The organism is Curtobacterium sp. MCLR17_032 (genome assembly GCF_003234795.2).
Lineage (GTDB): Bacteria > Actinomycetota > Actinomycetes > Actinomycetales > Microbacteriaceae > Curtobacterium.
This window is the reverse complement of record NZ_CP126268.1, coordinates 1,754,116-1,773,384: the sequence shown is the minus strand read 5'-3', so window position 1 is coordinate 1,773,384 and position 19,269 is coordinate 1,754,116. Positions and strand designations below refer to the sequence as shown.

The 19,269-nt window shown below is 72.7% G+C and carries 21 protein-coding genes; 2 read left to right on the top strand and 19 right to left on the bottom strand.

All coding sequences use genetic code 11. From position 1 onward, the window contains the following. Positions 1-142 precede the first annotated feature (142 nt). From csrA to aztB, 17 genes are all read right to left on the bottom strand, one after another. Entirely contained in the window at positions 143-391 is a 249-nt protein-coding gene (csrA, locus tag DEI97_RS08365; protein ID WP_111073369.1) for a carbon storage regulator CsrA, read from the bottom strand. A gap of 82 nt (positions 392-473) precedes the next feature. Continuing rightward, complete coding sequence (locus tag DEI97_RS08360; protein ID WP_111073368.1) at positions 474-1,433, bottom strand: hypothetical protein; 960 nt, start codon at positions 1,431-1,433, stop codon at positions 474-476. Continuing rightward, positions 1,408-3,462 carry a flagellar biosynthesis protein FlhA gene (locus tag DEI97_RS08355; RefSeq protein ID WP_111073367.1) on the bottom strand — a complete coding sequence of 685 codons (2,055 nt, stop codon included), beginning with the start codon at positions 3,460-3,462 and terminating at the stop codon, positions 1,408-1,410. The genes DEI97_RS08360 and DEI97_RS08355 overlap by 26 nt, the downstream gene beginning before the upstream one ends. Then, positions 3,459-4,658, bottom strand: a complete 1,200-nt coding sequence (locus tag DEI97_RS08350; protein WP_111073366.1) for an EscU/YscU/HrcU family type III secretion system export apparatus switch protein — start codon at positions 4,656-4,658, stop codon at positions 3,459-3,461. Before DEI97_RS08350 ends, DEI97_RS08355 begins: the two co-directional genes overlap by 4 nt. 4 nt (positions 4,659-4,662) lie before the next feature. Next, a complete protein-coding gene (locus tag DEI97_RS08345) occupies positions 4,663-5,424 on the bottom strand; it encodes a flagellar biosynthetic protein FliR (RefSeq protein ID WP_111073365.1) in 762 nt (253 codons plus the stop codon). Beyond that, on the bottom strand, positions 5,424-5,699 hold the full coding sequence (locus DEI97_RS08340; RefSeq protein ID WP_110902510.1) for a flagellar biosynthetic protein FliQ: 276 nt from the start codon (positions 5,697-5,699) through the stop codon (positions 5,424-5,426). Before DEI97_RS08340 ends, DEI97_RS08345 begins: the two co-directional genes overlap by 1 nt. Positions 5,700-5,723: 24 nt before the next feature. Then, positions 5,724-6,551, bottom strand: a complete 828-nt coding sequence (gene fliP, locus DEI97_RS08335; protein ID WP_111073364.1) for a flagellar type III secretion system pore protein FliP — start codon at positions 6,549-6,551, stop codon at positions 5,724-5,726. Continuing rightward, entirely contained in the window at positions 6,548-7,111 is a 564-nt protein-coding gene (locus DEI97_RS08330) for a FliO/MopB family protein (RefSeq protein WP_111073363.1), read from the bottom strand. Before DEI97_RS08330 ends, fliP begins: the two co-directional genes overlap by 4 nt. Before the next feature lie 4 nt (positions 7,112-7,115). Beyond that, positions 7,116-7,829 (bottom strand): flagellar motor switch protein FliN, encoded by a 714-nt coding sequence (fliN, locus tag DEI97_RS08325; RefSeq protein WP_111073362.1) that lies wholly within the window; start codon positions 7,827-7,829, stop codon positions 7,116-7,118. Continuing rightward, positions 7,826-8,707, bottom strand: coding sequence for a flagellar motor switch protein FliM (locus DEI97_RS08320; RefSeq protein ID WP_111073361.1), 882 nt, complete (start codon positions 8,705-8,707; stop codon positions 7,826-7,828). Before DEI97_RS08320 ends, fliN begins: the two co-directional genes overlap by 4 nt. 68 nt (positions 8,708-8,775) lie before the next feature. Further along, complete coding sequence (locus DEI97_RS08315) at positions 8,776-9,705, bottom strand: OmpA/MotB family protein (RefSeq protein ID WP_111073360.1); 930 nt, start codon at positions 9,703-9,705, stop codon at positions 8,776-8,778. 2 nt (positions 9,706-9,707) lie between these two features. Further along, positions 9,708-10,520 carry a motility protein A gene (locus DEI97_RS08310; RefSeq protein WP_111073359.1) on the bottom strand — a complete coding sequence of 271 codons (813 nt, stop codon included), beginning with the start codon at positions 10,518-10,520 and terminating at the stop codon, positions 9,708-9,710. Between the two features lies 1 nt (position 10,521). Then, positions 10,522-10,803, bottom strand: coding sequence for a flagellar FlbD family protein (locus DEI97_RS08305; protein WP_111073358.1), 282 nt, complete (start codon positions 10,801-10,803; stop codon positions 10,522-10,524). 181 nt (positions 10,804-10,984) lie between these two features. Beyond that, positions 10,985-12,214 carry a hypothetical protein gene (locus tag DEI97_RS08300; protein WP_181439109.1) on the bottom strand — a complete coding sequence of 410 codons (1,230 nt, stop codon included), beginning with the start codon at positions 12,212-12,214 and terminating at the stop codon, positions 10,985-10,987. A gap of 26 nt (positions 12,215-12,240) precedes the next feature. Then, positions 12,241-13,164, bottom strand: a complete 924-nt coding sequence (gene aztC / locus DEI97_RS08295; RefSeq protein WP_502866665.1) for a zinc ABC transporter substrate-binding protein AztC — start codon at positions 13,162-13,164, stop codon at positions 12,241-12,243. Next, entirely contained in the window at positions 13,161-14,372 is a 1,212-nt protein-coding gene (locus tag DEI97_RS08290) for an ABC transporter (protein WP_111073356.1), read from the bottom strand. The genes aztC and DEI97_RS08290 overlap by 4 nt, the downstream gene beginning before the upstream one ends. After that, the gene (gene aztB / locus DEI97_RS08285; RefSeq protein WP_111073355.1) at positions 14,297-15,211 is read right to left on the bottom strand and encodes a zinc ABC transporter permease AztB; all 915 of its coding nucleotides are present in this window, start codon (positions 15,209-15,211) and stop codon (positions 14,297-14,299) included. Before aztB ends, DEI97_RS08290 begins: the two co-directional genes overlap by 76 nt. A gap of 50 nt (positions 15,212-15,261) precedes the next feature. On the opposite strand from aztB, the gene DEI97_RS08280 reads away from it, so the two are divergent. After that, the gene (locus tag DEI97_RS08280; protein ID WP_111073354.1) at positions 15,262-15,891 is read left to right on the top strand and encodes a metal ABC transporter ATP-binding protein; all 630 of its coding nucleotides are present in this window, start codon (positions 15,262-15,264) and stop codon (positions 15,889-15,891) included. Positions 15,892-16,062: 171 nt separating this feature from the next. Next, positions 16,063-17,277, top strand: a complete 1,215-nt coding sequence (locus tag DEI97_RS08275; protein WP_111073353.1) for a DUF475 domain-containing protein — start codon at positions 16,063-16,065, stop codon at positions 17,275-17,277. 13 nt (positions 17,278-17,290) lie between these two features. Here DEI97_RS08275 and DEI97_RS08270 read toward each other — a convergent pair whose 3' ends face one another. Next, positions 17,291-18,880, bottom strand: coding sequence for a Na+/H+ antiporter (locus DEI97_RS08270; RefSeq protein WP_111073352.1), 1,590 nt, complete (start codon positions 18,878-18,880; stop codon positions 17,291-17,293). Between the two features lie 107 nt (positions 18,881-18,987). Then, positions 18,988-19,206 carry a hypothetical protein gene (locus tag DEI97_RS08265; RefSeq protein WP_181439108.1) on the bottom strand — a complete coding sequence of 73 codons (219 nt, stop codon included), beginning with the start codon at positions 19,204-19,206 and terminating at the stop codon, positions 18,988-18,990. Positions 19,207-19,269 lie beyond the last annotated feature (63 nt).

Here is a 19,269-nt window from a genome sequence, read left to right as displayed (position 1 = left end):
GCGAGCCGGAGCCGCACAAGAGGAACCCGCGCGAACCGCGAGATCCCGCGGCGCGAGGCGGACGCGGTTGGGCGCAGCCGAACCGCGCCGCGGCCGGTCTGCCCGGCGGGCAGCGGCAGCGGCGGCAGCCGCGTGCAGTGCGTCAGTCGGCGGCGGGAGGCCGCGGAGCGCCGAGCGCGGCGCGCAAGCGCGCCTCGGCGTCGTCGTCGGCGCCAGCGGCGGCGACGTTCGCCTCGGCCACGGCCCGGACGACCTCTTCGCGCTGGATCTTCACGCCACGCGGGGCATCGATCCCGATGCGCACGCCGTCCCCGCGGGAGTCGAGCACCGTGATGACGATGTCGTCACCGATGAGGATCCGCTCGCCGACCTTCCGCGTGAGTACCAGCACCGGACCAGCTTAGCGACTCCCCCGCCGACGGCCCGGCAGCGACGAGCACCGGCACCAGCACCAGCACCGGCACGGGCACGGGTCAGAGCGTGCGGACCGGGACCCCGAGCAGGCGGACGGTCTCCGGGGTGCTGGTCTCCTCGGCACCGATCGCCAGGACGCCGGCGATCGGCACCCCGACCTCGACCACGGCGGTCAGCATCGCGACGGCGTCCTCGTGTTTCCGCCCGACGTCGACGACGACCCACACCTGGTCCGGCGCGAGCGAGGCGGTGGTCGCCACGTCCGTCCACGCGGCGACCGCGAGCAGCGCCACGCCGTCGCGGACCGCATCGGCGCGAGCGAGGATGCCGCTCCGCCGGTCCGAGGCGGCTGTCGCACGCAGTCCGTGCCGGTTCGCGAAGACCCCGGCGGCGGCGTCCACGTCGGTCGCGCGGCCGACGAGCAGCACCAGGTCGCCGTCCGCCGACCGGACGGCGGGTGCGGGCGGTGGGACCGGCGTCGGCACGGCCGCTGCGACGGCGACCGCGGCAGCCGCGGCGCCGGGGGCGAGCAGCTCGGCACGCAGGTCGGCCCAGGGGTCGGTCTCCGCGCCTCCCGGCAGGCTGGTGACGGCACCGTCGGTGACGGACGGGAGGCCCGGCTCGCCCGGCACAGATCGGCCGGCGGCCCGGCGCGGCGGAGCCAGCCCGTCGGACGCGAAACCGTCGAGGACGGACGCGAAGGCGTCCGCACGGGTGCCCGCGGTGCCGTCGGTCTCGGCGATGCGGGACTCGGCCGCCTCGGCGTCCGCGAGGAGCGCCGCGATCCCGACCCGCTTGGCCGGGGACGAGGCGATGGCGACGCGGGCGGTCGGCGGGTCGAACGGGTCGGGGACCTCGATGACGGCCTCGACGTGTGCCTTCCGGAACAGCCCGGCGACCCCACCGCTGGTGACCCGTTCGGCGGAGACGATGCGGGCGCCGGGGCCGAACTCGGCGAGGACGCTGGCGCGGACCTCGTCGAGCGTGGCGCCGTTACGCTGCGATCGGATCGGCGGCACGGACCACTCCCACGGTCTCGATGGTGGAGCCCGCGGCGGTGGCCTCCTGGTACGACAGCACCGGCAGGCCGTTCGCCTGCGCGGACACCATGCGGTGCACGGCCGGGCGGAGCTGGGGTGCACAGACCAGGACGGCGGACAGGCCCTGGTCCTCGACGGCGCGGACCGAGTCGCGCACCGAGCCGAGGACCTGTTCGATGCGGTGTGCGTCGAGCAGGATCTGGCTGCCCTGTTCGGACGGTCGGAGTCCTTCGAGCATCGCCTGCTCGAGCACCGGGTCGATCATGATGACGCGCAGGACGGTGCCGTCGAGGTGTCGGGCGGCCAGCGCGGGTCCGAGTGCGGCGCGTGCCGACTCGACCAGGCCCTCCGGGTCGGTGGAGACCTTCGCGCGGAGGGTCAGGGCCTCGCAGATCCGGCCGAGGTCGTTGATCGGCACCCGCTCGGCGAGCAGTCCCTGCAGCACGCGCTGCAGTTCGGCCATCGACAGCATGGCGGGGACGAGTTCCTCGACGGCGGCGGGGTTGACCTGCTTGACGCCCTCGGCCAGGACCTTGACGTCCTCGCGGGTGAGCAGGCGGGCGGCGTTGTCGCCGATGACGGCCTGCAGGTGGGTGACGAGCACGGACACGCGGTCGATCACGGTCGCGCCGGTCATCTCGGCGGCGTGCCGGAGTTCCGCGGGGACCCACTTGCCGGCCAGGCCGAACACCGGCTCGACGGTCGGGTCGCCGGGCAGGCCGTCGAGCTGTTCACCGAGGGCCAGGACGCTCCGCGCGGGGGCGGTGCCTCGGCCGGCCTCGACCCCGGCGATGCGGATGGCGTAGGTCGCGGGCGGCAGGTCGATGCTGTCGCGGGTGCGCACCGGCGGGACGACGATGCCCATGTCGACGGCGATCTTCCGGCGGAGTGCCCGGACCCGGCCGAGCAGGTCGTCGGAGGCGCCGGAGACCATGTCGACGAGGTCGGGGGCGAGCAGGATCTCGAGGGCGTGCACGCGCATCTGCTCGAGGAGGTCCTCGGGGGTGTCGCTCGTGGGGACGGCTGCCTCGAGCGCCTGTTGCTCGGCAGCCGTGGCGGCGGCGCGTTTGGCGTTCTGGCCGATCCGCCACCCGGTGAACAGCAGCGTCGCGCCGATGAGCAGGAACGGCAGGATCGGCATGCCGGGGATGAACCCCATCGCGATCGCGGCGGCACCGGCGATCATCAGGGCGGTGCGGGACTGCGAGAGCTGGTCGGACGCCGACGTGCCGATGTCGGACTCGGCGCCGGAGCGGGTGACGATCATGCCGGTCGACACGGCCATCAGGAGCGCCGGGATCTGCGACACCAGGCCGTCGCCGATGGTGAGGATGCCGTAGTGCGACAGGGCGTCGGTGATCGACATGCCGTTCTGCAGCATGCCGATCGCGATGCCGCCGACCAGGTTGATGACGAGGATCAGGATGCCGGCGATCGCGTCGCCCTTGACGAACTTCGACGCTCCGTCCATCGCGCCGTAGAAGTCGGCCTCGGCGGACACCGCGGCACGCCGTTCCTTGGCCTGCACGTCGGTGATGAGGCCGGCGTTGAGGTCCGCGTCGATCGCCATCTGCTTGCCGGGCATCGCGTCGAGGGTGAAGCGTGCGCCGACCTCGGCGACGCGCTCGGCGCCCTTCGTGACGACGACGAACTGGATCACCACGAGGATGAGGAAGATCACCGCGCCGATGATGACCGAGCCGGCGACGGCGACGTGCCCGAACGCCTGGATGACGTCGCCGGCGAAGCCCTGTGCCAGCACGAGCCGGGTCGAGGCGACGTTGAGTCCGAGCCGGAACAGCGTCGCGACGAGCAGCAGCGACGGGAACACCGAGAAGTCGAGCGGCTTCTTGACGAACAGCGTCGTGAGCAGGATCACCAGCGCCAGCAGGATGTTGCAGATGATGAGGACGTCCAGCAGGAACGGCGGCACCGGCAGGATCAGCAGCAGGATGATGCCGACGATGAGCACCGGGACGGCGAACTTCGGCAGGTCGGCGCGCTTCATGCGGGGAGGGCCTCTCCGGGAGTGTGGTCGGTGACGGGACGCGGGGTCCGGAGCTTCCGGGGGCGGACGTCGCCGCTGAGCGTGGTCGGGTCGAGCACGGTGGCGACCTCCTCCGGGGTGGTGGGACGGGGCGGGGTGTGGGTGCCGGCGGTGGCCCCGCGGGCGGCGAGGGTCATGACGAAGGACAGGACGCGGGCGACGGGCGTGTACAGGTCGACCGGGATCTCCTGGCCGAGCTCGCACGCGGCGTGCAGTGCCCGGGTGAGCGGGATGTCCTGCACCATCGGCACGCGTTCCTCGGTCGCCTTCTGGCGGATGGCGTCGGCGACCGGACCGGCCCCCTTCGCGACGACGCGGGGCGCGGACTTGCCGGCCTCGTACTTGATCGCGACGGCGTAGTGCGTCGGGTTGGTCATCACGACGTCGGCGGTGCCGATCGCGGCGATCATCCGGTTCCGGCTGGCGGCGAGCTGGCGCGAGCGGCGCTGCGACTTCACGAGCGGGTCGCCCTCGGCCTGCTTGTTCTCGTCCTTCACCTCGCGCTTGGTCATCATGGTGCGCTTGCGGTTCCGCCGGACGACCACGAACACGTCGAGGGCGGCGAGGACGAGCCCGGCGGCGATCGCGGCCCGGAGCAGAGTGCCCGCGCCGTCCCCGGCGGCCTCGAGGACGCTCGTCAGCGGCAGCGACCCGCTCGACATCAGGACGGGGACGAGTCCCTGGACGGCGAACCACAGCACCAGACCGACGACCGCGGTCTTCAGCAGTGCCTTCAGCCCGTTCCAGAGCGCCTGGGTGCCGAACACCCGCTTCACGCCAGCGACGGGGTCGAAGTGCTCCGGCTCGGGGGTCAGCTTCTTGAAGTGGACTCCGCCCTGCGCGACCGCGACGGCGAGCACGGCGACCGCGACGACGCCGAGCATCGGACCGACGGTGCTGCCGATCGAGGCGAGGGCGTCGTCGAGCACGTGGCGCATGGTGCCGATGCTCGGGTCGGCGATGACGAGCGTCACGGCGTGCAGCTGCTGCTGCCCGGCGGCCGAGGCGTGCCCGATCGTGGACGGGATCATGAGCGCGGCGACGGCGATGCCGATCCACGCGCTGAGGTCCTGCGAGCGGCTGAGCTGCCCCTTCCGGTGCACCTCGCGCATCCGCTTGTCGGATGCCTGTTCGGAGCGTTCTCCGCTGTCGGACACGTCGTCACCCCCTGCCCGTGATCGCCTGGACGGCGTCGCCGGTGAGCGAGGACACCACGCTCGGCAGCGCCATGAACAGCGCGCCGGCGAACAGGACGGTGAGGCCGATCTTGATCGGGAAGCCCATCTGGAACGCGTTGAGCGCCGGGGCGACACGGGTCAGCAGGCCGAGCCCGACGTCGGCCAGGAACAGGACGACGACGAGCGGGCCGGCGATCTGCAGTGCGGCGAGGAACATCTGCCCGAACGCGGCGACGAGCATCGGTGCGACACCGTCGATCGGGAACCGGCCGTCCACGAGCGGGACGCCGTCGAACGAGCGGACGAGCCCACCGATGATGAGCTGGTACCCACCCGAGGCGAACAGCAGTGCGAGTGACGCCATCTGGAACAGCCGGGTGAACTGCGCACCGTTCACCTGGGACTGCGGGTCGTACGCCTGCGCCAGGGTGAACCCGCCGAACAGGTCGACGAGCGCGCCGGCGGACTGCACGGCCGCGAACACCAGGTACACCATGAAGCCCAGCACCAGGCCGACGAGCAGCTGGGTGACGAGGGCGACCAGGAACGCCGCGGTGTCGAGCTGCTCGTACCCGGCGGTGACCTTCGGGGCGACGCCGATCGCGAGTCCCAGGCCGAGGATGACCTTCACCACGCCGGGGAACGCCTTGTACGAGAACGGCGGGGCGACGACGAAGAACGCGACGAGCCGGACCCCGGCGAGCATCGTGCCCTCGAGTCGGGCGGCGTCGAAGACCAGGTCCATCAGCCGCTCCCGAGCAGCTTCGGGATCATGTCGAACGCCACGTGGGTGAACGCGATCATCTCGGAGATCATCCAGTTGCCGCAGACGACCAGCGCGATGGCGACGGCCAGGGCCTTCGGCACGAACGAGAGCGTGACCTCCTGGATCTGCGTCACGGACTGGAACAGTGAGATCGCGAAGCCGACGACCAGCGACGTGATGAGCACGGGCGCGGCGAGCTTGCCGGCGACGAGGAGCGCCTGGAGGGTGAGGTCGATGACCGCCTGCTGGTTCACGAGGGGCCCCCGGACGTGGTGCGGCTAGACAACGTGGTAGCTCTCGATGAGGGACGTGATGATGAGCCCCCAGCCGTCCACCAGGACGAACAGCAGGATCTTGAACGGCAGCGAGATCATCACCGGCGGGAGCATCATCATGCCCATCGACATCAGCGCCGCGGAGACGACGAGGTCGATGACCAGGAACGGGATGAAGATGACGAACCCGATGATGAACGCGCTGCGGAGCTCGGAGATGATGAACGCCGGGATGACGGTGGTCATCGGCACGGCGCCCAGGTCCTTCGGGTTCGCCTGACCGGCGGCGCGGGTGATGAGGGCGACGTCCTCGTCACGGGTCTGGTGCAGCATGAAGGTCCGGAGCGGCTTGGTGCCGATCTCGACGGCCTGCTGGAAGTCGAGGTGCCCGGCAAGGTACGGCTGCAGGGCGTCGTCGTTGACGTGCCCGATCACCGGCGCCATCACGAAGAGCGACAGGAACAGCGCGAGTCCGGCGATCACCTGGTTCGGCGGGATCGACTGCAGGCCGAGCGCGTTCCGGGTCATGGCGAGGACGACGAAGATCTTCGTGAACGACGTCATCATGAGCAGCAGCGCCGGGGCGACGCTGAGCAGCGTGATCCCGATGAGGGTGACGACGGCCGACGACGGCGTGCCGTCCGGGCCGTTCACGTTCACGCTGAAGCCGCCGGTGGACGGTGTCGGCGGGGCGGTCGGTGCCGTCGGCGCGGTCGGCTGGACGACGCCGGCCGCGTGCGCGCCGGTCGTGGTGAGCATGAGGTACCCGGCGACGACGGTCACACCGAGCAGGACGAGCAGCAGGAGCCGACCCGTGCGGGCCGCGCTCACCCGGTCCGCCGGGAGCGGAGCGCCGACGCCGCCTGGCGCCAGGTGTCCGCGGAGAGGACAGAGCCCTGCAGCTGGGCGGCGGTCGGGACGACCGGGTGCGTCCGCGGTGCGGCACGCCGTCCGCGGGGCCGGAGCGGCAGCACGTCGTCGGACACGGTCGCGGCTGCGGCTGCGGCTGCGGCGGCGGTGTCGGACGGGAGGCCCGCCCCACCCTCGTCCTGCCGGTCCAGTTCCGCACGGAACGCGTCCGCCGTCGGCAGCGCGACCGGACCCGTGACGATCGTGAGCTCCGGCGCGGGCGCCTGGCCGCTCGTGAGGAGGGTCACGCCGTGCTCGGCCACGCCGAGGACGAGCCGCTGTCCGTCGACGTCCACCACGACGACGCTCGCCTTGCCGCCGATGCCCTGCCGGGCGACGACCTCGAGCGACGCCGAACGGCGCCCCCGGGTGCGTCCGGCGCCGAACTGCCCCTTCTGCATGCGTCGGTGCAGCGCCCACATGAGGGCGAGCACGACGCCGAGGGAGAGCGCGACGCGGAGGGCGATGACGAGCGTGTCCACCGGGTCAGACCGTCTCGGCGACGTCGAGGATCTTGGTGATGCGGACGGCGTAGTCCTGGTCGACGACGACGACCTCGCCGTGCGCGATGAGTCGGCCGTTGAGGAGCACGTCGGCGGGGGCACCGGCCGAGCGGTCGAGTTCGACGACGGCGCCGGGCTCCATGCCGAGCACGTCGCGCACCGACATCCGGGTGCGGCCGATCTCGACGGTGAGGGTCATCTCGACGCTGTTGATGCGACCGAGGTTGCCGGCGGACAGGACCGGGGCGGCCGTGACGGGTTCGGCGACGGTGCCGTTCTCACGGATCCGGATCGCGACCCAGCCCATCGGCTGCCCGGCGGCGGTGAGGGCGAACACCACGGCCTCCGGGTCCGCGACGAGCGCGACGGCGGAGTCGCGGCGGCCCTCGCCGAGCACACCGGCACCGAGGGGGGCGACCGCGGCCTCGAGCGACGGCCGGAGCACGTCGGCGACGGACACGAGTCCGGAGTCGACGCCACCGGCGGCGGTGATCGCGGCGAGGTCGAGCAGCACCACGGCGAGGTCCGCCGAGACGCCACCGACGAAGGAGGCGACCACGGCGTCGGCGGCACGTGCCTGCAGGTCGGCGGACGGGCCTCCCGGCTGGGCGACGGCGACGAGCGGGACGGCGGTGGGCAGGGCGCTGGCGAGCGCCTCGGCAGCGGTCGTGTGCAGGGTGGAGGTGACGACGGTCATGCGGACGGCTCCGATGCGGTGGTGGTGACGACGACGCCCGCGAGCCGCGAGCCGTTCGCGCCGACGGCGGCGGTGCCGACGGGTTCACCGTCGACGGAGATGGTGAGCGGGCGGTGCTGCGGGTGCGGCAGCGGCAGCACGTCGCCGACGGCGAGGCCGAGGACCTGCGCCGGCAGCACGGTGGCCGGGGCGAAGCGCAGCGAGACGCCGACCGGCACCGACGCGAGCTGGGCGTCGAGCAGGGCCTTCGCGTCGGCGGTGGAGACGTCGGCGGGCCGGTCGACGAGCTGCGGCAGGACGGCCTCGGCGGGCAGCGCGAGGGTGCCGGCGGCGACGCGCTCCCCCACGCGGATCTCGAAGGACGCGACGATCATCAGGTCGGACTTCTGCGCGGCCTGGGCGAACTGGCTGTTGAACTGGAAGGCACCGGCCGTGACGGTCTGGTCGAGCAGCCCGCCGAGCGAGTACCGGAGGTCGTCGAGCGCGTCCTCGACCAGGCGGCGCACGAGGGCCTGCTCGATCGGGGTGAAGGTACGCTCGGGCGTCGGCAGCGGCTTCGAGGCGCCGAGCGAGTGCGAGACCCAGGTCAGGGCGGCGTCGAGCGGCACCTGCAGGACCCCCTTGGCGGGGACGCCCTCGATGGGCAGCAGCACCATGCCGGTGAGGGCGGGCAGCGACGCGGCGTACTCGTCGTAGGTCATCATCGCGACCTGCTCGCACGTGACCTGGCTGAGCACACGGACCTTGGCGGTCAGCTGCGTGCCCCACTGGCGGGCGAACGTCTCGAAGGCGAGCTCGAGGACCCGGGCGTGCTCACGAGCGAGCGTCGACGGGCGCGCGAAGTCGTACACCTCGGGCGCGGTCAGGGTCTCGGTCACGAGTCGTACTCTCGGCCGCCGGAGAGCGGCCGTCAGCTCTGGCCCCTCTTCTGGGGCGACGGTCGCGCCTACCCGGAACGGGCTCCGTCCTGCGCCTTCGCCAGGCTCGGCATGAGGGCGCTGACGTCCTGGTCGGCGTTCGACAGCACCACGATGTCGACCCGGCGGTTGAGCGCGAGGTCCTGGTCGGTGCTGCCCTTCGCGAGCGGCCGGCTGGAGCCGAAGCCGACGGACTGGATCCGGGCGGCCGGCATGCTGCCGCGTTCGACCAGGTCGCGGAGCACCCCGGTGGCGCGGGCGGCACTGAGCTCCCAGTTCGTGGCGTACGGGGCGGTGGAGTTCCGGCTGTCGGCGTGGCCCTCGACGCTGACGTCGTGGTCGGCACCGCGGAGGACCGGGGCGATGGCGTCCATGATCCGCTTCGCCTGGTCGGACAGGTCGGCGCTGTTCGTGCCGAAGTACGTCTCGCTGCCGATCAGCCGGACGGTGAGGCCGCGGGCGTCGACCGTGAACTGCACGTTCGTCGACTGCCCGGCCTTGTCGAGGTTGCCCTTGATCGCCGCCTCGATGGCCTTCAGGTCGTCGAGTTCGGCCTGCGCCGCCTTGACGTCGGCCTTGGTCGCGGTGGCCGGGACGACGGTCGAGGCCGGGTCGACGTTGGTGTCCTTCGTGCCCGACGCCGCGGTGGAGTGGTCGGCCTGGGCCTTGTCGACCGAGTAGCCGGAACCGTCCTCGACCTGGTCCTTCGTGACGACGGTGCCGGAGGCGGTGTCGACCTTCTGCGACTTCACCTCGCCGAACCCGGTGGCGAGCGAGTTCTTCAGGGCGATGTACTTCTCCTGGTCGACGGTCGACATCGCGAACAGCACCAGGAACATGCACATCAGCACCGTGATCATGTCCATGTACGACGCCATCCAGCGCTCGTCGGGGTGTTCGGCCTCGTCGTGGCCGCTCTTCTTCCGACCGCGACCACGGCCGCGGGGGTCGGCGCTCATGCTCAGGCCGCCAGCTGCTGGTCGTCGGCGCCGGCCTTCGCCTTCGCGCCCTTGCCCGAGTCCCCGCGCGCACCCGGCGGCACCATCGCGGTGAGGCGCTCGCCGAGGAGACGCGGCTGACTGCCCGCCTGCACGGCCAGGAGGCCCTCCATCAGCAGCGTCTGCCGGTCCGACTCGAGCTGTGCGAGCTTCCGGAGCTTGCCGCCGATCGGCAGCCAGAGGAAGTTCGCGGTCAGCAGGCCCCAGAGGGTCGCCACGAAGGCACTGGCGATGAGCGGGCCGAGCTCGTCCGGCTTGCCGAGGTTCGCCAGGACGTGGGTGAGCGAGACGACGGTGCCGATGATGCCGACGGTCGGGGCGAATCCACCGAGTCCCATGAAGAACGAGCTCGCGCTCCGCATCGGTGCCGCGTTCGACTCGATCTCGTCCTCGAGCAGGATCCGGAGCTCGTCGCCGTCGGTGCCGTCGGCGATGTTCTGCAGCGCCTTCTTCATGAACGGGTCGTCGTGCTTGTCGGCCTCCTGCTCGAGCGCGAGCAGGCCGTTCGAACGGGCGGTCTCGGCCAGCCCGACGACGTCGTCGATGACGGTCTGCGGCGGGGTGACCTTGCCGGTGAACGCCTTCGGGGCGGACTTGAACGCCGAGAGGGCGTCCTTCAGCGTGGTGCTGGCGATCCCGGCGCCGATGGTCGCACCGAACACGAGCAGGATCGGCGCGGGGAGGAACAGCCCGCCGAGCTCGACGTGCTCCATCTCGATCATGCCGAAGAGGGCGCCGAAGGCCAGGAGGATCCCGATGATGGTCGCGATGTCCACGTCAGCGACCCCCGTCCTGCGTGCGGAGCGGAGCGACCGGCGCGAGCGTCGGCTGCGGGCCGGTGGCGTCGCGGCCGATGGGCAGGTCGGTGCCGTACGCCATGCTGACGATCCGTGCCCGGTAGGTGGCGATGCGGTCGATGACCTCGGCCAGGGACTCGCGGACGATGTACTTCGCCCCGTCGACCATGATGAGCGTCGTGTCCGGCGTCTCCTGGATGCGCTCCACGAGATCGGGGTTCACAGCGAATCCGCTGCCGTTCAGTCGTGTGACGACGATCATGGCCCGTCCTGGTTCTCGATCGACCCGCCGCCGTCCGTGGGGCAGGTGTTCGACCGCCCATCCGTGGGTGGTCAGTGCGCACTATCGGCGGACGCGTCCGGTCCGTAAGTGCAGAACGGACGGGAGGCGCGTGGCGGTGTCGCCACGGGCCTCCCGTCCGTCAGGTGGTCGGGTCCGTGGGTCAGACGACCGCGATCTCGTTCGGCACGCCCGGCAGACGGTCGCTCGTCGCGACGACGTCGCCGGTCTCGAGGTCCACCGCGGTGACGCGGCGCTCCGCCGGGTCGGTGACGTAGGCGATGCCGTCGACGACCTTGAGCGCGGGGTGGGCGTCCTGCCACTCGGCCGGTCCCTCCCACGCATCGATCACCGGGACGGTGTCGAGGGACTTCCCGGTCTCCTCGTCGAGGACGTGCAGGGCGCCGTCGCTGCCGAGGACGACCGCCGAGTCGCCGGGGCCACGCGCCAGGTCCCGGAAGGTGAAGCCGACGCCGTCGGGCAGGTCCGCGACCCGGTACTCGCCGGTTGCCGCGTCGACGAGGGCGACCTGCTCGAGCAGGTACCCCTCGGAGTCCGGGTCGTCGTTGAAGTCACCCACGGCGATGCTCGACGTCTCGGTCGTGAACAGGTTGCCGCTGCGGCCGTACTCGGTCGGTGCGTCGAGCTTCTCGAACGCCCCGTCCCGGTACACGAGCGCACCGTCGCTGCAGCCGAAGACGGCGACCTCGTCGGCCACCGCGCCCTCGCCGTGCACGTCGGGGCACTCCTCGCTGCGGGCGGTCTCCTGCCCGTCGGCGTCGAGCGCGCGGACGCCGGAGCGGGACTCCTCGGTGCCGATCGTGGTGAGGAGCGTGCCGTCCTCGAGCTCGATCGCGACGCCGTGGTGGGCGGCCTCGGACTCGGTCGTGTCGGCGTCCGGCAGCTCCCCCGACGCGACGGCGGTACCGAGGTCGGCGGTTTCGAAGGTCGTCACGTCGCCCGAGCCGTCGGCGAACAGCGCCGTGCGGTCACCGTGCACGACGACGTGTCCGCCGGTGTCCGCCGGGAACGTGAGGTCGGTCAGCACCGTGTCGCCGGTCGTGCCGGCGGCGGTGTCGAGGACGCGGAAGCCCTCGGGCACGGTGACCAGGACGTGCCGGTCGTCGCCGGCCGGGTTGACGCGGGTGAAGCCGTCGACGTCGTGCTCGCCGACGACGCGCAGGTCCTGGTCGAGGACGAGCAGGCCGCCGTCGACGGTCAGCGTGACGCGGTTGCCGGTGTCGGTGCGCGTGGGGTCGGTGCTCGTGCGGTCGGTGGTCGCGGTGTCCGAGGCGCGGGTGCCGGCCGGACGGTCGGCGCTGGCGCAACCGGTGAGGAGCAGGGCGGCGGTGCCGAGCAGCACAGCCGGGGCGAGGAGTCGTTTCGTCGTCATGGTCGACACTGTATTGATTCTCATTCTCATTTGCGAGCCGACAGGCCGTCGACGATCGCCGCGGTGTTCGACCGCATCATCTCCAGGTACGTCGCGGCACCCTGACCCTCGGCGCTGAGCGACTCGGTGGCGAGGGACCGGATCCGGACGTGGACGTCGGCCTCGTCCGCCAGCACCTCGGCGAGTCGGGCCGGTTGCGAGGCGTCGACGAAGACCGTGGGCACGCCGGCGTCCTCGATCGCCGTGGCCAGGTCACGGAGGTCGGCGGCACTCGGGGACGCCAGCGTCGTCCCGCTCGGGATCACCGCTCCGACGACGCGGAAGTCGAACCGGTCGGCGAGGTAGCCGAAGACGTGGTGGTTCGTCACGAGTGCCCGGCGGTCCTCCGGCAGCGCCGCGAAGGCCGCCGTCATGTCCTGGTCGAGGTCGGTCAGGTCGTCGCGGTAGTCGTCCAGCGCCGTGCCGAGCCGGGCGTCGTCGAGCCCGGGGACGTCGTGCAGCTCGGTACCGAGTGCGTCGACGACGGCCCGCATCCGCGCGGGGTCGGTCCAGAAGTGCGGGTCCGGTCCGCTGGCGTCCTCGGTGGTCCACTCGAGCACGTCGATCACGTCCCCGGCGGTGAACACCCGGGCACCGTCGGTCTCGGCTGCCCGGACGTGCCGAGCCACCCCCTCCTCGAGCCCCAGACCGTTCTCGACCACGAGGTCGGCGGAACGCATCCGCGCGGCCTGCTGGGCGGAGACCTCGAACGAGTGCGGGTCGGCACCCGCGGGCATCAGCACCTCGACGTCCGCGCTCTCGCCGAGCACCTGCTCGACGACGTCGCCGAGGATGTTCGTGGTGACGACGACGAGCGGTCGGTCGCTCCCGCCGGCGGCGGTGCAGCCAGCAGCTCCGAGCGTCGCGAGCACCGCGGCGGTGGCGAGGGCGGCGCGCAGGACCCGGGTCACCGGCCGACCTCGGCGAGGACGTCGGGGCGGACCGGGACGTCGATCGACCGGGCGAGGCGCACGTCGTCGGCGAAGTCGATCTCGTGCACGACGGACCGCGCCGGGTCCGCCAGGTAGGCGCGCTGCGCGTCGAGCTGCAGCGTGGCGTCGGCGGCGGGCGTGACCAGCGGTCCGGTCTCGACCCGGTGCCGCTGCCCGTCGGACCAGACCACGATCCTCCCGTCCGTGTCGAGGGCGACGACGTGCTCGTCGGCGTCGTCGACCGCGACCACCTGCACGAGTGGACGCGCGGTCGGGACGTGCTCCCAGGTGCGCTCGCGTGTGTTGAGGAGCCAGTACCCGGTGTCCCCGGCGAGGGCGGCGACCGTCGGCCGACCGGTGCGGCTCGCGAAGTCGGTCGCGCGCGGCAGACCAGCGGGTGCGGCGATCGTCTCGACGACGGGGTCGCCGCCGTCGGGGTCCTCGGTCACGAGGACGGCACCGTCGGCACACCCGACCACGGCACCGACGCGGGTCGTGATGCCACCCGAGGGGTCGGCGCAGTCAGCTCCGACGCCGGTCGACCGGCCGTCACCGGCGAGCACCTCGACGCGGTCCCGCTCGGCGTCGCCGGCGACGAGGGACGTGCCCAGCGGCAGGAGCACCCCCGCGCCGTCGACGGTCGCGGTGGGCCGGACCTCCCCCTGGCCGAGTGCGGCTCGGTCGAGCGCGACGGCGGTCGCCGCGTCCGGCCACGCCACGGTCGTGACGGTCTCGGAGGACGCCACCGCCAGGGGGCCGCCCGTGTCGAGCGAGCCGACGACGCGGGCGGAGGCGTCGTAGTAGTGCGTGTGGTCACCGTGGTCGACGGTCCACGAGCCGCCGTCGACGATCGTGGAGCCGGATCCGTCACTGGTGACGAGGAAGCGTCCGTCTGTCGCCGCGTGCCGCGGTGCGGGGACGGCGTCGAGCGCGTCGGACTCCCCCGTGAGCAGGTCGTGCAGCGCGACCCGCCCGTCGGTGTCCGCCACGACGAGCCGGAGCTGGGGTTCCGGGGCTTCGGTGGCGCCGGCGACGAAGCCGTGCGGGGCGGCCGTCGCGGACGACGACGCACCGCGTTCCGCCCCGGGGGGACCGGACGGGGAGCAGGCGGTCAGGACGAGCGTGGCTGCGACGCCGAGGGACGCGGGGCCGACGATCCGGCCAGGGTGGGTGCGGAGGTGATGCATGGTTCCTTCCGGGGGTTCGGGACGAGGAGCTGGACGGCACGGCGGAGTCCGTGCGAGGCGGCCACGGCGACGATCGCGACGAGGGCGATGCTCGCGCCGGCCGCGGTGCCGGCGTGCCACGAGACGAGGAGCCCGGTGGCGACCGCCGCGACCCCGAGGACCGCGCCGAGCACCATCGTCTGGGCGGTGCCGCGGGTCCAGGCCCGGGCGGTGGCCGCCGGGGCCAGGAGCAGTCCGACGACCAGGAGCGTGCCGACGGCGCGGTACGAGGCCACGACCGCCAGGGTCACCAGGGCGACGAGGACCACCTCCGCCAGCCGTGGACGCAGCCCCAGCGTGCGGGCCTTCCGCGGGTCGAAGGCGGTGGCGGTGAAGGACCGGTGGAAGAGGCCCGTGACGACCAGGGCGACGGCGGCCGCGACGGTCAGCGTGACGACGTCGGTGGTGGTCACGGCCAGCACGTCGCCGAACAGGATCGCGGTGACGTCGGTGGCGAAGGAGCGCGACCCGGACACGATGATCACCCCGAGCGCGAGCATGCCGACGAAGAGCAGTCCGATCGCGGTGTCGACCGACAGCCCGCGACGTCGACGGAGCGCCTGCACACCGAGCACCATCACGCCGGCACTGACCGCGGCGCCGAGGACCGCCGGCACACCGGTCAGTGTGGCGACCGCGACCCCGGGGAGCATGCCGTGTGCGAGCGCCTCGCCGAGGAACGCCATCCCCCGGACGAGCACCCACGTGCCGACGACCGCGCAGAGCACCGCGGCGGTCGCCCCGGCGGCGAGGGCTCGGAGCATGAAGTCGACGGAGAAGGGATCGGTCAGCCAGGTCACGGTCCCGAACGCTACATGAAAACGATTCTCCTTACTGATAGTCTCCTCAGATGCCCCACGAGCCCGTCCGACTGCACGCGGTCACCGTCCGCCGCGGCCCCCGGACCGTCCTGCACCGCACCGACGCGCACTTCGACGCCGGCACCGTCACGGTCGTCGCCGGCGCGAACGGCTCAGGCAAGTCCACCCTGCTCGAAGCCGTCGCCGGCACCCTGCCCACCGCCGAGGGGCGGGTCAGCGGCACCACACCGGGCCGGGTCGCGCACGTCGCCCAGACCGTCCCAGACCCCGGGCCACCGCTCACCGTGCGCGCCGCAGTCACGATGGGCAGGTGGGGCGCCCTCCCCTGGTGGCGTCCGCTCGGCCGCCGGGACCGCGACCTCGTCGACGAACAGCTGCACCGACTCGAACTCGCCGACCTCGCCGACCGACCGCTCGCCGAGCTCTCCGGCGGCCAACGGCAACGCACCCTCGTCGCGACCGGCCTCGCCCAGCGCGCCCCGGTCCTCCTGGTCGACGAACCGACCGCCGGCGTCGACGCCCGATCACTCCGACTGGTGCTCGACGCGCTCGCCGCCGAGGCGCAGCGCGGGGTCGTCGTCGTCCACGCGGCCCACGACCCGGCCGCCCTGGCGTCGGCGGACCGCGTGCTCACGCTCCACGACGGCGCACTCCACTGACCGTCGGGCTCCCGCGGGATCGTCGGACGACCCGACGCAGCGACAGCTGCCCCTCCGGTCCGCGGAAGGGGGGACGGGCCGTCACCCGACCCGGGGAACCGGCCCGTTCCTCCAGGCCGTTGCCCAGGCCCACCCCAGCACCGGCGCAGGTCGGGAGCGCTCCATGGGGCGATGGCCAGATCCCTGCTGACCGTCCCCCTGTCCCTCACCGTCGTCGCGGCCGCCCTCGCCTGGGTCGTCCTCGGTCCCGCCGCCGCGGTCGCCTTCATCGCCCTCGCGGTGCTCGAGATCGCGATGGCCGCCGACTCGTCGGTCCCGATGGCCGGGATCGCCGGCCGCCTGCACTCCCCCGCCAGACGGCTGTTCCTGTCGCTCGGCATCGTCGCCGGCGTCCTCACCATGCGCCTGCTGCTGCCACCGGCAGCGGTCGTCGTCGGGTCCGCCGAGGACCCCGCCGCCACCGTCGGCGAGGCCGTCTTCGCCCCCGGCGCCTTCGCCGCCCACCTACAGGAGGTCCGACCCGCGCTCGCCGCGTTCGGAGCGGCCTTCATCTGGCTGGTGTTCGCCGAGTACCTCTTCAACACCGACCGCGCGTCCCGCAAGTCCTGGCTCGGCCGACTGGAGGCCCGTCTCGCCGCCGTCGCCCGGCCGCGCGTCTGGTCGCTGGTCACCGCAGCGACCGGCGTCACCCTGACCTCCGTCCTGGTCGCGGCCACGGCGGAGGGGCGCCCGACGTCCGTCCTGCTGGGTCAGGTCGTGCCGGTCCTGGTCGGCGGGCTCGCCGGGATCGCCGCGTACCTCGGGTCGAAGCGGCTGGCGCGGTGGGCACTGCAGGGACGTCCGGCTGCCGGCTCGGACACCGGCTCGATCGGCACCGCGGGTGGCGCCTGGCGCATCCACCTCTACGCGTCGACGGTCGTGTTCGAGCGCGGGCTCGTGGTGTTCATGCTGTTCGAGATCCTGGACGGCGTGTACTCGCTGTCCGGCTCGGGGGCGCTCGGGACGGACGGACTCGGCGCGCTCGAGCAGGTCGCGGTCGGGGCGGCGGCGATCAGCGTCGGCGCGATGTTCCTCGCCCGGCTGACCTCGCACCTCGACCAGGCCGCCGGACTGCGGCGGCTGCGGTACCTCAAGGCGGGGGCCGCGTACGTGCTCGGGGTGCTCGCCGTGCTGCTCTGGACGAGCCTGCTCGTACCGGTGCCGGGGACCCTCGTCGCCTGGTTCGGCACGGTCGTCATCGGTGCGGCACTGGCGTCGTCGCTGCCGTGGCGGGCGTGGGCGCGGCGTGCGCGGGCGACGTCCGCCGACCGGTCACGAACCGTCGCTCTCGCCGCCGGGGAACGACGATCCGTGACCGCTCGGCGAGACGGGAACGGGGTGTCGTGACCGGTGGGCTCGGCTACTCGCGCTCGTCGAGGCGGAGGAGGCGGGTCTCCTCGGCGTCGTACTCGGCCCGGACCTGGCGCAGGACCAGGTCGTCGATCTCGCCCTGGTCACGCAGCCGCAGCACGGTCGCCGCCTTGAGCCGGACGAGGGCGAGCTCGAGTTCGACGGCCGCCCCGCGCTGCACGAGCAGCGGGTGCTCCTCGTCGTCGCTCTCCTCGGCCTTCACCAGCGCCAGGTGACCCTCGTAGTCCTCGCGGATCCGGTCGACGATCTCCGACTCCGCCCCGGTCTTCCGGGCGAGTCGGGGCAGGGCGTCGAGCGCCGCCTCGATCGCCGTGCGCTCCGCCGACCGGCGCTCCTCGAGCACCTCACCGCTGCCGTCGAACGCGGCCCAGCGCACCACGGCCGGCAGCACGAGCGACTGCCCGACGATGGTGACCACCACGACGCCCGCGGTGACGAACACGATGAGGTCGCGGTCCGGGAACGCCCCACCGCTCTCGACCACCCGCGGGACGGCCACGGCGGCGGCGAGCGAGACGGCGCCGCGGAACCCGGTCAACCCACTGACCAGCCGGTCGCGGTGTCCTTCGCGGGGTGAGCCTCCCGTCCGCAGCGTGACGAGACGGATCGTGCCCCAGGACAGGTTGAGGAACGCGAACCGCAGCACGACGACGGCGACCGACACGGCGCCGATCAGACCGAGGCCGACGACGATCTCGCTGCCGGCGAGGTTGCGGACCGAGATCGTCGCCTCGATGCCGACCAGCACGAACAGCGCGCCGTTCAGCAGGAACGTCGCGAAGGACCAGAACGACCGCACCTGCTGACGGGTCTCGGCGCGGTCCAGCTTCGGCGCGACCTGGCTGACGACGAGCCCCGCGACCACGACGGCGAGCACCCCGGAGGCGCCGACCGCCTCGGCCAGCAGGAAGGCGGCGAACGGCACGAGCAGCGTCAACAGGTTCTCGAGCACGACCGCGTGGATCCGACGGAGGACGAGCATGCCGAGCCACGAGGTGAGCAACCCGGCCGCGATCCCGCCCACGTAGGACAGGACGAGCATGCCGGAGACGTTCCAGACGGTGAGCTCCTGCTCGCCCGCCGTCACCGCGACGGCGATGCCGTAGATGACGAGGGTCGTGCCGTCGTTCACCAGCGACTCGGCTCGGAGGACCGTGGTGTTCCGCCGGGGCAGCGATCGGGTGAGCGCGCCGACCGCGGTGGCGTCCGTCGGGGCGACCGCGGCGCCGAGGACCCAGGCCGGACCCCAGGGCATGCCGAGCAGGTGCAGCAGGGTCGCGACGCCGCCGGCGGTGAGGACGACGAGCAGGGTGCCCATCAGGACGATGCCGCGGAGGTTCGCGCGGATCTCCCGGAGCGAGATCGTCAGGCTCTCCCAGTAGAGCAGCGCCGGCAGGAACAGCAGGAGCACCGCGTCGGCCGGCAGCTCCACCTTGCCGAACACCGGGATGAAGGCGATCGCAGCGCCGAAGGCGAGCAGGAGGACCGGGGGCGCGACGCGCAGCCGGCCGGAGACCGCGGTGGCGACGGCGATCGCGACCACGAGCACGACGACGAGTTCGGGCGCGATGAGTTCCATGGGGAGTCCAGCCTGACAGGGTGCGGATGCGCGCACGTACGGATCGTCCGCGCAGCGTCGCCGTGCGGAGCGCGCCGCCGCTCAGCGCTGCTGCTCGGCGGTTGCGCTCAGCGTTGGCGTTCGGCGCGTGCGGTGAGCACCAGGAACGTGACGTGCCCGAGCAGGGCGATGCCGAAGAACACGAGGGCGACCGCGTAGACCCGGTCGAGCGTGCCGTCGCCGGTCAGCAGGAGCACGATGCATCCGACCACTGCGGCCGACAAGACGCCGACCTGCACCATCGACCACGTCTTCCGCCACCGCGGCTGCTGTCCCTGACCGTCCACGGGCTCATTCTCCCCCGGGACGTCGTGCCCGGCCGACCGCTGCCGCGCAGTCGCGGTGCTCGG